The organism is Tateyamaria sp. GN1-10 (genome assembly GCF_055693845.1).
Window position 1 is genome coordinate 1,699,253 of sequence record NZ_JBVFUR010000004.1, and the last position, 12,590, is coordinate 1,711,842.

General features: G+C 61.0%; 13 protein-coding genes and 3 pseudogenes. 9 read left to right on the forward strand and 7 right to left on the reverse strand.

Going from position 1 to position 12,590, the window contains the following annotated elements; translation table 11 throughout:
- Window positions 1-67: 67 nt before the first annotated feature.
- Window positions 68-432, reverse strand: a pseudogene (gene secG / locus ACZ1HN_RS10140) (preprotein translocase subunit SecG).
- 116 nt (window positions 433-548) lie between these two features.
- Here secG and nthA point away from each other — a divergent pair.
- From nthA to ACZ1HN_RS10155, 3 genes and pseudogenes are all read left to right on the forward strand, one after another.
- Window positions 549-1,167: pseudogene (gene nthA, locus ACZ1HN_RS10145) on the forward strand (nitrile hydratase subunit alpha).
- Window positions 1,164-1,838, forward strand: a complete 675-nt coding sequence (gene nthB, locus ACZ1HN_RS10150; protein WP_472727403.1) for a nitrile hydratase subunit beta — start codon at window positions 1,164-1,166, stop codon at window positions 1,836-1,838. Before nthA ends, nthB begins: the two are co-directional and overlap by 4 nt.
- Window positions 1,835-2,143 carry a nitrile hydratase accessory protein gene (locus ACZ1HN_RS10155; protein ID WP_472727404.1) on the forward strand — a complete coding sequence of 103 codons (309 nt, stop codon included), beginning with the start codon at window positions 1,835-1,837 and terminating at the stop codon, window positions 2,141-2,143. Before nthB ends, ACZ1HN_RS10155 begins: the two co-directional genes overlap by 4 nt.
- A gap of 86 nt (window positions 2,144-2,229) precedes the next feature.
- Here the strand turns inward: ACZ1HN_RS10155 and ACZ1HN_RS10160 are convergent, their stop codons facing one another.
- The gene (locus ACZ1HN_RS10160) at window positions 2,230-2,625 is read right to left on the reverse strand and encodes a DUF6524 family protein (RefSeq protein ID WP_472727405.1); all 396 of its coding nucleotides are present in this window, start codon (window positions 2,623-2,625) and stop codon (window positions 2,230-2,232) included.
- Between the two features lie 174 nt (window positions 2,626-2,799).
- Between ACZ1HN_RS10160 and ACZ1HN_RS10165 the strand changes: the two genes are divergently transcribed.
- Window positions 2,800-4,092 carry an adenylosuccinate synthase gene (locus tag ACZ1HN_RS10165; protein WP_472727406.1) on the forward strand — a complete coding sequence of 431 codons (1,293 nt, stop codon included), beginning with the start codon at window positions 2,800-2,802 and terminating at the stop codon, window positions 4,090-4,092.
- Between the two features lie 10 nt (window positions 4,093-4,102).
- Complete coding sequence (locus ACZ1HN_RS10170) at window positions 4,103-4,318, forward strand: DUF2842 domain-containing protein (RefSeq protein ID WP_299210703.1); 216 nt, start codon at window positions 4,103-4,105, stop codon at window positions 4,316-4,318.
- Here the strand turns inward: ACZ1HN_RS10170 and ACZ1HN_RS10175 are convergent.
- Together ACZ1HN_RS10175 and ACZ1HN_RS10180 are read right to left on the reverse strand one after the other, a co-directional pair.
- Entirely contained in the window at window positions 4,297-4,845 is a 549-nt protein-coding gene (locus ACZ1HN_RS10175; RefSeq protein WP_472727407.1) for a GNAT family N-acetyltransferase, read from the reverse strand. The two genes, ACZ1HN_RS10170 and ACZ1HN_RS10175, sit on opposite strands and share 22 nt — an antisense overlap.
- Window positions 4,846-4,910: 65 nt before the next feature.
- Window positions 4,911-7,040 carry a hypothetical protein gene (locus ACZ1HN_RS10180; RefSeq protein WP_472727408.1) on the reverse strand — a complete coding sequence of 710 codons (2,130 nt, stop codon included), beginning with the start codon at window positions 7,038-7,040 and terminating at the stop codon, window positions 4,911-4,913.
- A 137-nt stretch (window positions 7,041-7,177) separates the two neighbouring features.
- On the opposite strand from ACZ1HN_RS10180, the pseudogene ACZ1HN_RS10185 reads away from it, so the two are divergent.
- Window positions 7,178-7,399 (forward strand): annotated as a pseudogene (locus tag ACZ1HN_RS10185) (thiamine pyrophosphokinase); the annotation flags it as partial.
- A gap of 98 nt (window positions 7,400-7,497) precedes the next feature.
- Entirely contained in the window at window positions 7,498-7,896 is a 399-nt protein-coding gene (locus tag ACZ1HN_RS10190; RefSeq protein ID WP_472727410.1) for a hypothetical protein, read from the forward strand.
- On the opposite strand, the gene ACZ1HN_RS10195 is transcribed toward ACZ1HN_RS10190, so the two are convergent.
- From ACZ1HN_RS10195 to ACZ1HN_RS10205, 3 genes are all read right to left on the reverse strand, one after another.
- A complete protein-coding gene (locus ACZ1HN_RS10195; RefSeq protein WP_472727411.1) occupies window positions 7,814-8,731 on the reverse strand; it encodes a DMT family transporter in 918 nt (305 codons plus the stop codon). The two genes, ACZ1HN_RS10190 and ACZ1HN_RS10195, sit on opposite strands and share 83 nt — an antisense overlap.
- Before the next feature lie 191 nt (window positions 8,732-8,922).
- Window positions 8,923-10,296: an L-serine ammonia-lyase gene (locus ACZ1HN_RS10200; protein WP_472727412.1), complete on the reverse strand. Its 1,374-nt coding sequence runs from the start codon at window positions 10,294-10,296 to the stop codon at window positions 8,923-8,925.
- Window positions 10,297-10,986 (reverse strand): glutathione S-transferase family protein, encoded by a 690-nt coding sequence (locus ACZ1HN_RS10205; RefSeq protein WP_472727413.1) that lies wholly within the window; start codon window positions 10,984-10,986, stop codon window positions 10,297-10,299.
- A 124-nt stretch (window positions 10,987-11,110) separates the two neighbouring features.
- Between ACZ1HN_RS10205 and ACZ1HN_RS10210 the strand changes: the two genes are divergently transcribed.
- Window positions 11,111-11,698 carry an EF-hand domain-containing protein gene (locus ACZ1HN_RS10210; RefSeq protein WP_472727414.1) on the forward strand — a complete coding sequence of 196 codons (588 nt, stop codon included), beginning with the start codon at window positions 11,111-11,113 and terminating at the stop codon, window positions 11,696-11,698.
- 101 nt (window positions 11,699-11,799) lie between these two features.
- A complete protein-coding gene (rpiA, locus tag ACZ1HN_RS10215) occupies window positions 11,800-12,588 on the forward strand; it encodes a ribose-5-phosphate isomerase RpiA (protein ID WP_189369556.1) in 789 nt (262 codons plus the stop codon).
- Window positions 12,589-12,590 lie beyond the last annotated feature (2 nt).

Here is a 12,590-nt window from a genome sequence, read left to right on the forward strand (position 1 = left end):
TCGGTTCAACGGGGCAAGGAGGCCGCAACATGATGTTGCAGCTTTTCGCATCCCCGCAAGGTTTTGTTTAGTCGGCGCTGGGGACCAGCGGCGCGTCGTCGTCACCGGTCGGCGGCAACAGGTCGCCACCTGGCGGCACCAGATCGTCGGCGGGCGCATTCTGCGCGGGCGGTGTGATGCCCAACTGGTCAATGACGGACGTGCCGGATGCGTTCTGTGCCGCGATGATCGTCAACGTGATCGACGTGATGGTGAACCCGATCCCGAGGATCCAGGTCACTTTGCCCAGTGCGGTCGCTGCTGGTCGGCCCGTGGCCGCACCACCTCCGCCGCCGCCCATGCCAAGCCCACCCCTTCGGAGCGCTGCATCAGCACCACGGCAATCAGGCCGAGGGCAAGGATCAGGTGGATGATCAGGACGACATTTTCCATGAAGCGTTCAAGGCTCTTTGCTGCGCGATGGGCGGTATCTATGCAAGTTTGCGAAGCGGGGCAAGGGCGGTTTCGGCCTCTGGACATTTGTGTACGCGGGGTTCCATGATCAGGTCATGCCACATGACCATTCCGACCACGATCACCCGCATTCATTGTTGCCTTCGGACCCCGCGTTGCGGGTCAAGGCGCTGGAAACCATTTTGACCCAGAAGGGGCTGATTGATCCCGCCGCTCTGGACGAGATCATCGACACCTATGAAAACAAGATCGGCCCCAAGAACGGCGCCCACGTGGTGGCCCGGGCGTGGTCTGATCCCGATTTCAAGGCGGCCTTGCTGGACGACGCCGATCCGGTGCTGGCCGAGCTGGGCTATTACGGGCGGCAGGGTGAGCACATGGTGGTGGTCGAGAACACGGAAGCTGTGCACAACATGGTCGTCTGCACGCTTTGCTCTTGCTACCCGTGGCCTTTGCTCGGCATTCCGCCGGGCTGGTACAAGTCGGATGCCTACCGATCCCGCGCCGTGCGTGAACCGCGCAAGGTGCTGGCCGAGTTCGGTGTGACTTTGCCCGAGGGGCAGGCCTTACGTGTGTGGGATCTCGACGGCAGAGGTGCGGTACCTTGTTCTGCCGCAACAACCCGATGGGACGGAAGGGATGGACCAGGCCGCGCTGATGGAACTGGTGACCCGTGACAGCATGATTGGGTGTGGTTTGGCGGTGTTGCCATGACGCGTGTGCACGATATGGGCGGTCGCTTCGGGGATGGCCCCGTCGTGCCCGAAGCGGAGGACGTGATCTTTCACGCCGACTGGCATCCGCGCGCGCTGGCCATCACGCTGGCCTGCGGGTCGTTGGGGCTGTGGAATATTGATGTGTCGCGTCACGCGCGGGAGTGTCTGTCTCCCAAGGATTATGCGCGCTTTTCCTACTACGAAAAATGGATGGCAGCGCTGGCTGATCTTTTGGTCGATACGGGGGCGGTGACCCGCGAAGAGCTGGCGGAAGGGGCTGCGCTGGGGCCAAGCGATTTGGCGGACAAGCGATTGCCAGCGGCTGCCGTTGCCGGGGTCCTGGCCAAGGGTGGTCCCGCAAATCGACCCAGCAACATCGCATCTCTCTTTGTTGCAGGAGATACTGTGCGCATTCGATCAATGCCGGAGAATATGCAGGTGCCCGGCGGGCACACCCGGCTGCCTGCCTATGCGACAGGTGCACAGGGCACGATCGTGCGACAGCATGGCACGCATGTTTTGCCAGACAGCAATGCGCACCGAATGGGCGAAGCGCCCGAACCGCTCTACGCGGTGGCCGTCAAGGCCCGTGACATCTGGGCGCATCCGGAACATCCTGAGGACGAGGTGATCCTTGACCTGTGGCAAAGCTACCTGTCAGCCACATGACGCCCGAGCCGAGTTTTGAAGCCCCATGGCACGCGCAGCTCTTTGCTTTGACCGTGCATTTGAACGAGGCAGGGCATTTTGCCTGGCCCGACTGGGCTGCGCGCTTTGGCGCAACGTTAAAGCGGCACGGCCTGGCGAAAGAGTTGAATGGCGGGGACGATTACTTCGTCGCGTGGCTCGAAACACTCGAGGCGCTGTTGACCGAAACAGGGGCCGCCGAAGCGGCTGCGCTTTCGGATATGCGCGCGGAGTGGGAGGGTGCCTATCTGCGCACGCCACATGGGCAGCCCGTGACACTGGAATGATCCTTCATCTTGCCAGTTAAACTTCGGGGGTTTGGGGGCTGGCCCCCAAGGGTTAGATTTTTCGGCGAAAAATCTTGGCGCGGTGGCTACTCGTCCACGTCGTCCATATCCGCCTGCCCCGACAGGCGCCGCCGCACATGGCTCCAGTTCAGGCCGACCCCCAGCACAAGTGACAGGGCGAACACGCCCAGCCATGTGTTGAGGTTGCCGTTGTCCAATGTGAGCAAGCCCAGATCATACAGCACCCAAAGCACGGCGCCGACGACAGCCAGCACCAGTGCCATGCCGAACCCGCCAATCGATCGTAGCGTGGCGCGCAAGTAGATGATGTAGCCGATCAGAAGAAGAAGGCCTGCCAATACCGCAATCGAGAGGTTGCCTGGCCCGTGTTGCGCGGCCCATGCGACGTAGTTGTATTCGGTCGGATTATAGGTGACGGCCAGAAGGCCAAAGGCGAAAAGCCAGCGTGCGAAAAAGCCCATGGGGGTTGGTCCTTGGATCGTGCTGATGCGTTGATGGCCTGAAACCTGCGTGGGTCGCAAGCCGCAGGTGCCTCCGGCGGTGGTATTTTTCGTCAGAAGAAACACAGATACGGGTTTGCCTTGCCCGTGCGTATCGCTATACGGACGCGGGTTTGCTTTCTGAAAGGGCATCAAATGGCCAATGTGGTGGTTGTCGGCGCACAATGGGGCGACGAGGGCAAGGGCAAGATTGTCGACTGGTTGAGCGAGCGGGCCGATGTGATCGCCCGCTTTCAGGGCGGACACAATGCCGGGCACACGCTGGTCATTGATGGCGAGGTCTACAAACTGCATGCGTTGCCTTCGGGCGTGGTGCGCGGCGGCAAGCTGTCTGTCATTGGCAACGGCGTGGTACTGGACCCGTGGCACCTTGTGTCTGAGATTGAGACTCTGCGTGCCCAAGGCGTGAAGATCACGCCCGAGACGCTGATGATTGCCGAGAACACGCCGCTGATCCTGCCGATTCACGGGGAATTGGACCGGGCGCGCGAAGCTCAGAATTCCGTGGCCAAGATTGGCACAACCGGGCGCGGCATCGGTCCCGCCTATGAAGACAAGGTGGGGCGCCGCGTTGTGCGTGTGGCTGATCTGGCCGATGCCGCGACACTGGAACTGCGGGTGGATCGGGCCCTTGTGCATCACGATGCACTGCGCCGTGGGCTTGGCCTCGATCCGGTGGATCGCGATGCGCTGATTGCCAAGCTGAGCGAGGTGGCGCCCGCCATTCTCGAATATGCCGCCCCTGTCTGGAAGGTGATGAACGAGGCGCGCAAGGCCGGGAAACGCATCCTGTTCGAAGGGGCGCAAGGCGCGCTTCTGGATATCGACTTCGGCACCTATCCCTTTGTCACCTCGTCCAACGTGATTGCAGGGCAAGCGGCCACGGGTGTGGGCATGGGCCCTGGGAGCATCGATTTCGTGCTGGGCATCGTCAAAGCCTACACCACCCGTGTGGGCGAGGGGCCGTTTCCGACCGAGTTGGAAGATGCCGATGGTCAGCGTTTGGGCGAGCGGGGGCATGAGTTTGGCACCACGACAGGTCGCAAGCGCCGTTGCGGATGGTTCGATGCCTGCCTTGTGCGCCAGACTTGTGCGACCTCTGGCGTGAACGGGATTTCGCTGACCAAGCTGGACGTGCTGGACGGGTTCGAAACGCTGAAAATCTGCGTGGGTTATGAGTTGGATGGCGAAACGCTGGATTATCTGCCCACAGCCGCAGACCAACAGGCGCGCTGTACGCCGGTTTACGAAGAGATGCCGGGTTGGTCGGAATCGACCGAAGGCGCGCGCAGCTGGGCCGATCTACCGGCCAATGCCATCAAATATGTGCGCCGGGTCGAAGAGTTGATCGACTGCCCTGTCGCGCTACTTTCCACATCGCCCGAGCGTGAGGATACGATCCTGGTGCGGGACCCTTTTGCCGACTGAGGAGCCTCGCATGGCGCTGCGCTACAAGACCCGGAAATGGCTCGCCCTGTTGATCCTGATCGTGGCGCTGCCGCTCTATATCGTGGCGGCTGTGTCCATCGTGGGGCTGTTCGACCGGCCCCCGATCCTTGTTGAGCTGCTGATCTATGTCGGGTTGGGTGTCATCTGGGCCTTCCCCCTGAAGTTTGTCTTCAAGGGGATCGGTCAGCCTGACCCCGACGCTTGACGCGCCTGCCATGTGGCTTTGCTGAGCCGGTAGCATTCATAAATGGCTGTTCCACTGCTGAGCGTCCGCGTTTCGGTTGCGACGTGATCGACGCCGAGTTTCGCAGTGGCTTTTTGTGAGCGGACATTATCGGTACCGATGTGGAACCAGACGGCCTCCATGTACTGGAAGGCATGATCCAGCATCAGAGATTTCATTTCCCAATTCGCGGCACCGCCCCAATAGGCGCGCGTCAGGAAGGTGAAGCCGATTCCATATTCGCCAGGGCTTTCCGGGGCCGGGTAGTAGCGTGAGCAGCCAATGATGTCATTGCTGGCCCGGTCCGTGGCGACAAGCGTGCCGCCTTCGCGCAGAAGCATCTGGAAATAGGGCGCGAACACCTCTGGCTTGTAGCGGTCCGGTGACGGGTGCACCGCCCAGATGGCAGGATCGGATGCCGCGCGCGCAAGCGCGCCTTCGTCTTCGGCCTGCAAGGGGCGCAGATGAAGGGTGGGACCGGTCAGTGTGGGTTGGTCTGGAAAGCTCATATGCGCATCAGCCATGAAAAAAGGCGCCTGTTCAAGGGCGCCTTTCAAGAGTTCATTTGCTGGACTTAGCCCGCTTCGCGTTGGTCCGGGCGGTAGCCGATATCGCCTGTCACGGCAAAACGGCCGCCTCTGATCTTTTCGATCTTGCCCGCGCGCAGTAGCTGGCCGAACGAGCGCAGCCCGTCTTCCCGGCTGAAGTCGCCTTGTTCGACCTGACGCACTTTGGTCATCAGCTGCGGGCGCGAGAATTGATCGCGACCTTCCACGAAGCTCAGGTAGCTTGCGGCGGCTTCCAGCAAGGACGGCAGGTCATGCGCGCCCATTTCGGACGCGTAGTCAGCGAAATTGCCCGCGTCTTCGGTGCTTGTGCCGTCATCCATCGCAGCCACACGGCGCGGTGTGACAGGACCCTTGGGCGCCGCGTCAACGTCAACCCGTTGTTCCGCAACCAGCTTGAGCGGTGCAGGGCGGTCGCTGCTCGGGCGCTTCGCACCTTCGCTACGGGCTTCGGGACGGCGTGGTTTGACGACGGATGCGAGATCAGAGCGGAACGCGCCTTCTTCTTCCTCGTCCTTCTTGCCGATGTCGGCATCCGCCTTTTTGGCCATGACCGCAGCCTTGAGATGCTGGAAGGCGTTGCGGCGGCGCGACCCTTCCGGTTCATCCATCTGGTTTTCGGCCTCGGCCATCAGGCGTTGCACGTCATCATCTTTGACGGCTTCGGGTTCTTCGGACGTGTCTGCCTCAGCTTCGACTTCATCAATGTCGGCGTCGCCGTCAATGTCTGTGTCGACGTCCTCTGATATCGGCAACTCCGCCTCGACCTCGGCCAGTTCAGCCAGCAGTTCGGCTTCATCTTCTGCCGACAGGGTGCTTTCGGCGGTCAAGTCCTCGACCTCTTCAAGCGCACCGCTGGCAATGGCCGCGTCGATGTCCGCGCGCTTGACCTTGATCACGCGTGCGCGGGGGTGGGCGGGTGCCTCCTCCGCTTCGGGCGCATCGGCCTCTGCGCTGTCGTCAAAGAGGTTGTCGGCGACGTCCTCTTCCGATGCAGGTGCATCGTCATCGGCTGCCATCAGTGCCGCCAGCGTGTCGAGACCAAGATCATCATCATCATCTGCTTGCGAATCGGACGCGGCCGCGATCACCTCTTCTGCTTCTGCTTCTGCTTCTGCTTCTGCTTCTGCTTCTGCTTCTGCTTCTGCTTCTGCTTCTGCTTCTGCTTCTGCTTCTGCTTCTGCTTCTGCTTCTGCTTCTGCTTCTGCTTCTGCTTCTGCTTCTGCTTCTGCTTCTACCGGTGCATCAGATTTATCGGCTTCAAGGCGGGCCAGGATGTCACCGATGTCGTCTTCGTCATCATCGGCTTGGTCAGCCAGCGCGTCATGGGCCGCTTCAAAGTCTTCGGCGGCAGAGATGCGGATATCTTCAGCCGCAACATCTTCGTCTACAGCTTCGGTGATATCTTCGAAATCGACTGCCGGGGCAAAGGCCTCGGCATGTTCGTCTTCGAACATCTCTTCGTCTTCTGCCTCGTCCTGGCTTTGCGAGACCACAGCGCGGATGCGCTGCAGCTTTGCCGCAATGCTGTCAGGTGCCGCATCGGCCATGTCCGCAGCGGTCGCGTCATCGACCAGTTCGGCTTCGACAGGGGTTGTATCGACTGTCGATTGGGCAAAGAATGCTTCGGCTTCGGCTTCGGCTTCGGTCGCAACGTCAGCTTCTGCAGGATCGATCGGTAGATCGACAGAGTCGTCTTCCGTTGTCTCGTCTGTAGCCACGTCGATTGCCGCTTCGCTCACCGCGTCTGCAATCTGTGCGTCGGTGTCCGTCGTCGCGTCAGGTGTCGGCGCTGGCGTTTCGGTCTTGGGCGCGGGCGCGACAATCGGGGCTGCTGCTGCGGCAAGGGCAACCGGCGACGCCACGCTGGCCTCGGGTTGTTGCGTTTCCGCGCTCAGAACAATTCGGCCTTCCTGCTCGCGCGCTTCCACGCGGCGCGAAATCTCGCGCTCGGCGATGCGGGCCAACATCTCGGCATCGGGTTGCGGGGGCTCTGCCCCGAAATATCTGTCATCGGACGCCAGATCGCGGAAGTACTCCGCAATCGCCTTCATGGTGCCGAAGCTGTCATCGAATCCTTCCAACGTGCACGAGAATGTGCCGTAGGAGACTGTCAGTATCTTATTGTTATTCATCATCGGATGCTCGTCCTCTGCTGATACGCAAAGGTCGTCCTAGGTGGCGCGCCGGGCTAAAGCTGCCCGAATCTGTGCCGTTGAGGGTATCATTTCAAGGCGACATTGTGATCTGTTTCCAAAAATTGCATTAATCCCGCATGACTTCCCCTATTGTTTACAGTTCTGACCCCGTTGCGTTGTTTGGCGGTGGTGAGGCCACTTTGGCCGATGTGGCCGAGGTTCAAGCCCTTGCAGGTCCATGCGTTGCAGCGGATGGAGGCGCGCAGATTGCGCTTGAGGCGGGCATTGATCTGGCTGCCGTAATCGGTGATTTCGACTCGGTTACGCCGGACATATTGCGCCAGGTGCCTGCTGATCGTCAGTATCATATCGCAGAGCAGAACAGCACCGACTTTGACAAGGCGCTGCGCCATATTTCCGCCCCCGTGGTTCTGGCCGCAGGCTTTTTGGGGGGCGGGTGGATCATCAACTGGCCTGTTTCAGTGTCCTGGTGCGCTATGCAGACCGGCCCTGTATTCTTATTGGGCGAGAAGAGATCGTCTTTCTGTGTCCGGCGCGCCTGGCCTTGGCTACACGGCCCGGCGATGTTGTATCGCTTTACCCGCTGGCGGCGGTCGAAGGGACGTCGACGGGGTTGCGCTGGCCGATTGACGGCCTGGCATTTCACCCGATGTCGGCCATTGGTACATCGAATGCAGCGGAAGGGGCTGTCACCCTCACCATGTCAGACCCTGCGATGATCGTGATTGCGCCGCGCCGCTGCCTGCCAACGCTCACGCAGGCGCTGGTTCAGGCGTCTCAAGACGCGCGATGGCCCGCTCGCGCAGCACAATATACAGCCCCGCCGCAATCGTGATCGAGATCCCGACGGAGGCAAGCCCGTTGGGCAGGTCGCGGAAGACGAGGAAACCGATGATCGTGGCAAAGGGGATTTCCAGGTATTGCATGGGTGCCAGTGTGGCCGAGGGCGCGTAGCGCAGCGACCACGTCATCAGCAGGTGCGCCATTGTGCCAAGACCACCGATGGCCAGTAGGAGGGTCCATTCAAAGCTGTTCGGAGTGATCAACTCGATGCCCGGCAGGTTCTTACCCTGCAGGAAATAGACCAGCGGCCCCATGACCACGACAGCCATGACCCCACTCACGGCTTGCAGGCCGATTGGATCGGTTTCCTTGGCGATTTGGCGTGTAACGAGCATGAAAACAGAGAAGTTCACGGCCACGAAAAGGGGCAGCAGAGCGGGCCAGCCCACTTCGACAAAGCTGGGTTGTACCACAAGGAGCGTGCCGCAGAACCCCACGACACAGGCCCAGACGCGGCGGCTGCCGACTTCCTCGCCCAGAACGTATTTGCCCAGCAGCATCATGATGAACGGCATGACAAAGGCGATGGCGACGGCATCCGCCAAGGGGAGGTATTGCAAGGCTGTGAACATGGCACCGATCCCGAGGATGTGCAGCACCGTCCGAAATAGTGTTAACCACAAAACCCGTCCGTGCATGCGCCACAACCGTCGACCGAACCAGACAATCGGGATCAGGATCACTGCCTGCACGGCGAAGCGGACCAGAACGAGTTGGGCAAGAGGAACCGATTGCCCCAACACCTTGGCCACCGCGTCCCCGACAGGGGCGACAACGCAAAAGCCCAGCATCAAAAGGATGCCGAGAAGAGGGCGATCATGGGTCATGGCGCCACGCTACCCAGTGACGGGCGGAGTGCAACAAAAGGATTGAGGCTTGGGTGACGCTATTTGGCGTCAATTCGCTTGATTAGCCGTACTGTTGGTCTGCGGATGCACTCTTTGCTGCGCAAATTCGCCCACCCGCCGACCCAAAAACATGGCCCTCTGATTGTCTGTGTTTCGGAACGGTGAAGGCATCAACAGTTCGGCACGTTGACCGCAAGCCCGCCCAGCGAGGTTTCCTTGTACTTCTCGCTCATGTCGGCGCCGGTTTGCCGCATGGTTTCGATGCAGGCGTCGAGCGGCACCAGGTGCGTGCCATCGCCCCGCAAGGCGAGGCTGGCAGCACTGACCGCCTTGATCGCGCCAAGGCCGTTGCGTTCGATGCAGGGCACCTGCACCAACCCGCGTATGGGGTCGCAGGTCATGCCCAAATGATGCTCGAGCGCAATCTCTGCCGCGTTTTCGATCTGCTGTGGTGTGCCGCCCATGACGGCGCACATGCCCGCCGCAGCCATGGCCGCGGCGCTGCCCACCTCGGCCTGGCAGCCCGCTTCGGCCCCCGATATGGAGGCGTTGTACTTCACCAGCCCTCCAATGGCGGCAGCTGTCAGGAGGAAATCCTCGATATGCGCTTCGGACGCGCCGGGAACATGGTCGAGATAGTAGCGCAAGGTGGCAGGCAACACGCCTGCCGCGCCGTTGGTGGGGGCCGTGACGACTTGCCCACCCGCCGCGTTTTCCTCGTTTACGGCCATGGCATAGACGCTCATCCAGTCATTGATGGTGTGAGGCGCTGTCAGGTTCATGCCGCGCTCTTCCATCAACTTGTCATGGATGCCCTTGGCTCGCCGCTTGACGTTCAGACCGCCGGGCAGCGTGCCGTCGGTTGTCAGGCCGCGCGTGATGCAATCGTTCATCACCTGCCACAGCCGTTTTGTACCTGACCGCAAGTGCGGGTCTCCGTTGCGTGACACTTCGTTGGCGCGCTTCATGGCTGAAATGGTCTTGCCAGAGCTGTCTGCCATCTCAAGCATCTCGGCGGCAGTTTTGAAGGGATAGGGGACGGGGGCGCCTTCGTCCGTTGCCTTGCCAGCGGCCAGTTCCTCTTCGGTCATGACGAAGCCGCCGCCGATGGAATAGAAGACCTGTTGCAGGGTGATGTCGCCCTGTGCATCGGTCGCCATCAGGATCATGCCGTTGGCGTGGCCGGTCAGGGGCGTGTCGTAGTCAAACACAAGGTCAGTCTTAGGGTTGAAACGCAATTCAGGCAGGTCGTCGGGATGCAATGTGTGCGTATCGGCCAATGCCACCAGCGTCGCTTCGGCTTTGTCGTGGTCGTAGGTGTCGGGCACAAACCCGGCAAGCCCAAGGATGGTGGCCCGGTCCGTTGCATGGCCTACTCCGGTAAAGGCCAGTGATCCATGCAGCGATGCCCGCACCCCGGCAAACTGGAAGGGCGAGGCACGCATCATGTCAAGGAACCGCGCGGCGGCCACCATGGGGCCCATGGTGTGCGACGAGGACGGGCCGATGCCGACCTTGAACATTTCGAATACAGACAGAAACATCTAGAGTGCGGATCCTTCGGGCGGGTTGGGGCGCTGCGGCGCTGTAAACGGTGCGGGGCCCAATCCCTCGGCCCGTTTGGCGATCTCGGTGGCGGGCCATGCGTCCGCCCGTTTGCAGATGTGGGACAGGTGCGGGCTGTCGGCAAGGGTGAACCAGTCACGATTGTCCGGGCCATAGATTGCACACCAGCGCAGCATGCAGACCACATAAATATCAATGGCGGTTGCTGTACCGTCGCCGAAGGCTTGGTTTGCCGCTTGTTCGAGGATCGCAAAGTCCCGCATCAGGGCGCGTTGCGCGCCCTCTGTCACGGCCTGTTGCAGTCCGGGATCGTTACCCATCAACTTGTCCGGGTAGAACAGCAATTGCATGTGCGGGTGCACCGTGTTGGAGCAATAGAACAACCATTTCAGAAAGTCTGTGCGTGTCGCTTCGCCGGGTTTTGGCCCAATGACGCCGTGCGTATCGACAAGCCAGAGCAGGATCGCGCCTGTTTCAAACAGTATGCCATTGGGTGTTTCGAGCGTTGGGATCAGCCCGTTCGGGTTCAGTTTGCGATAGGTCGCGCTGCGCTGTTCCTGTTTTGAACGATCCACGAGGACCGTGGAGTAGGGCACGCCAATCGTATCAAGCGCCAATCGGATGATCAGCGACGCGTTGTCGGGCGCATAGTGCAGAACGTAGCTCATGCATGCCATGTACCTTCGACCACGGCGCAAACGATGTCTCAAAACGACCAATTCGTTGGAGAAAAGGCCACGATTAACGACCCGTTTACCTTGGTGCGCTTCCCTAAAGCACGGAGGATGTCGAATGCGCTGGATTCTATTGCTGATGTCGCTGGCTGTCTGTGCGTTGCCATGGCGGGCCACATTTGCTCAGGAACTGTCCGGACGGGATTTGGTCGATGTGCTGGTTGCGCGAACGCCGGGGGCGACACTGGACCGGATGCGTGCGCGTCCTGACGCCTTTGTTCAGGAGGCGGCGGGCCTGATCCTTGGCTATGGTGGGACGCGAGGATTAACCGCGGCCGACATCGAGACAGCAATCGCAGCGGAGCAGGCGCGCCTGCGGGCGCGCGAAATCCGTCGCCTGCTCGAAGCCGACCTGAATGATGACCTGACTGTCACCCGGGCCGAGCTGGACGTTCTGCTGCGTGCCGCATCGGCCACAATGCGGGGACGGTTGCTGGTCTGGCATCGAAGCGCGGACACGGACGGCGATGGCACCGTCCGATGGGCGGAGCTGCGGGGCCATGCCGCGAAAAAGGCGGAAGCCGGGATGTCGGAAACGGCCATGGCCGCCATGCGCGCGATGATGACCTTTGATCTGAACGGCGACGACCAAGTGGTCCTGGGGGAGGTGCTGGAGGCGATGGAGTTGCTGGGCGCGCCTGCCTGACTGTCTGTTTCCGCCGCGCAGTGCAGCAAATTGCATCCTTTGGGGTCGCAACAACCCGCCCGCGTGCGTATAAGCCCAGCAGCATTTGGGGAGTCGCACACATGTCCGGAGAACTGTCGCCCATCGATAAGGCCAAATTCGTCGCCGCGAAACGCGCCGCCGACTATGTCGAGGATGGAATGCGCGTAGGTCTGGGAACTGGGTCAACCGCCGCCTGGCTGGTGCGTTGTCTTGGCGAACAGGTGCGTGAGGGCGGCTTGCAGTTCAAGGGTGTGCCGACATCGACCCGCACGGCGGATCTGGCCCGCGAGGTCGGGATCGAAGTGATCAGCTTGGACGAGGCCAGGTGGCTCGACCTCACCATCGACGGCGCGGACGAGTTCGATGGCGACCTGAACCTGATCAAAGGTGGCGGCGGCGCGCTGTTGCAGGAAAAGATCGTGGCGACCGCCTCTGATCAAATGGTGGTAATCGCCGATATAGGCAAAGAGGTCGAACATCTGGGCGCCTTCCCGCTGCCGATCGAGGTCATCCCCTTTGGCTGGCAGACCACGCAGGCGCTGGTCGAGGAAACCCTTGTCTCCATGGACGTTCTGGGCCGTCAGTCGAGCCTGCGCATGAACGGCGAGCGCCCCTTTATGACGGACGAGGGGAACTACATCCTCGACCTGCATCTGCAGCGCATTGGCAACCCCCGTCAGCTGAGCCTGGTGATCAACCAGATGCCGGGTGTGGTTGAAAATGGTTTGTTCATCGATATTTGTGACGCCGTTGTCATCGGCTACGGCGATGGTCGGGTCGAGGTGCGAGATATCAATGAAGGCACAGTGGAACAGGATCGGCTCGATTTCTTGGAAAGCGACAACCTGTTCTCCGACCTTGCAGACTAAGG